This window comes from Dietzia sp. SYD-A1 (assembly GCF_015356725.1).
Classification (GTDB): domain Bacteria; phylum Actinomycetota; class Actinomycetes; order Mycobacteriales; family Mycobacteriaceae; genus Dietzia.
Window position 1 is genome coordinate 1 of record NZ_JADDKI010000410.1, and the last position, 2,053, is coordinate 2,053.

The following is a 2,053-nucleotide window of genomic DNA, read 5'->3' on the forward strand; positions in this document are numbered from 1 at the left end:
GGGTGGGATCGGTCGCCGGAACGCACGGGGGTGACGGTCGCCGACGGACCGGGGCGATCGGGGAGGCGCACGCCGCGGGGTTGATCGAGGCGCGTGGGGGCGCGGTGATCAGCCGGAACTGGCGGAGCCGGACGGGGGAACTCGACCTGGTCGTCCTGGATGCCGGGGGTCGGTTGCGCTTCGTGGAGGTCCGCACGCGGAGCGGCACCGGGTTCGGGACACCGGCCGAATCGGTGACGGCCGCCAAGCAGCGCCGCCTGCGACAGTTGGCGGGGGAGTGGCTGGCAGCCCACCCCGGTCCCTGGCGTCAGGTCTGCTTCGACGTGATCGGTGTGGACCTGGCCGACTCCTCCCGTCCGCTCCTCGAACTCTTCGAGGACGTGTTCTGAGATGGCGCTCGGACGGACGTGGGCGGTGACGCTGACGGGGATCGGTGGCCAGCTCGTCGAGGTCGAGGCCGACGTCGGGCGCGGACTCCCCGGGGTGAGCATCGTGGGGATGGGTGACGGTGCGGTCATGCAGTCCAGGGAGCGGATGCGGGCGGCGGTGGGCAATTCGGGCCTGTCCTGGCCGAGGGGAAAGGTGGTGCTCTCGCTGTCGCCGGCGGCGCTGCCCAAACGCGGATCGGGGTTCGACGTGGCACTCGCGGTCGGGGCGCTCACCGCGTCCGGGGAGCTCCCGGCCGGCGGGTTCGAGGGCACACTCCTGGTCGGCGAGCTGGCACTCGACGGTCGCATCCGGCCGGTACGCGGGGTACTCCCGGCGGTGCTCGCCGCGCGTGAGGCGGGTCTGCGACGGGCGATCGTCCCGGCGTGCAACCTGGCCGAGGCGAGGCTGGTGGGCGGCATCGACACGGCGGGGGTGGAGTCCCTGGCCATGCTGGCGACGTGGAGCCGGGGCGCGGGTGACCTGGTCACCGTGGCCCCGGAGCCGCCGGCCGCGGCAGCGGATGACGGAATGGACCTGGCCGAGGTCCACGGCCAGGACGACTGCCGTCGCGCCGTCGAGGTCGCGGCGGCCGGTGGACACGCGATGCTGCTCCGGGGAGCGCCCGGGACGGGCAAGACCATGTTGGCCAAACGCCTGCCCGGTCTGCTCCCGGATCTGGGGGAGCGGGACGCGCTCGAGGCCACGGCGATCCACTCGGTGATGGGCCGTCTGTCGGACCATGATCCGCTCCTCCGGCGCCCGCCGTTCGTCGCGCCGCATCACACCGCCTCGGCGGCGTCGCTCGTCGGCGGTGGGAATAACACCGCTACGCCCGGGGCCGTGACCCTCGCGCACCGGGGGGTGCTCTTCCTGGACGAGTGCGCCGAGTTCTCCGGACGGGTCCTCGACAGCCTGCGGACCCCACTCGAGGACGGGGAGGTCCGGATCGCGCGTCGGGACGGGGTGTCGGTGTTCCCCGCCCGGTTCCAGCTGGTGATGGCGGCGAACGACTGCCCGTGCGGCTCGCCGCGCCCCTCGGACTGTTCGTGCACTCCGGACGCACGGCGTCGCTACGGCAGGGCCCTGACCGGCCCGCTGCGCGACCGGGTGGACATCCTGGCCCGGACGATGCCGGTGGGTTCGGGGCTGTTCGCGGTCGGCGAGGAGGAGGACAGTGCCGCGGTGCGGGCCCGGGTGGCGTCGGCGAGAAGGGCCGCCGCCGAGAGGTGGGCGGCGTGTCCGGGCGCCGCGGGTGCCCGGACCAACGCCGGTGTCCCCGGGAGGGTGCTGCGGGCCGGGCGTGGATTGGATCCGCGCGCACTGCGCCCCCTGAACCGCTCACTCGCACTCGGGGTGTTGTCCCCCCGCGGTGTGGACCGCTGCCTGCGGTTGGCGTGGACGGTCGCCGATCTCGACGGTGCCGGGGTGCCCGGGGAGGCGCACGTGTCCGAAGCGCTGGTCTTGAGGGGGGAGGACTGATGGTCGGTGGGGACGACACGGTGGTGACACCGGAGGTTCGGAGGGCGTACGCGTACCTGGGGGCGGTCACCGAACGCCCGACGGCGGAACTGTGGGATCTGGTGGACCGGGTCGGGCCGGTGGAGGCCGGCGACCGCATCCGGTC

2 protein-coding genes are annotated in these 2,053 nt (G+C 73.9%); both read left to right on the forward strand.

Translation table 11 applies throughout. From position 1 onward, the window contains the following. Positions 1-2: 2 nt before the first annotated feature. Positions 3-389: a YraN family protein gene (locus IY392_RS14880; RefSeq protein ID WP_194861628.1), complete on the forward strand. Its 387-nt coding sequence runs from the start codon at positions 3-5 to the stop codon at positions 387-389. Between the two features lies 1 nt (position 390). Then, positions 391-1,908 carry a YifB family Mg chelatase-like AAA ATPase gene (locus IY392_RS14885; protein WP_194861629.1) on the forward strand — a complete coding sequence of 506 codons (1,518 nt, stop codon included), beginning with the start codon at positions 391-393 and terminating at the stop codon, positions 1,906-1,908. Positions 1,909-2,053: the final 145 nt, after the last annotated feature.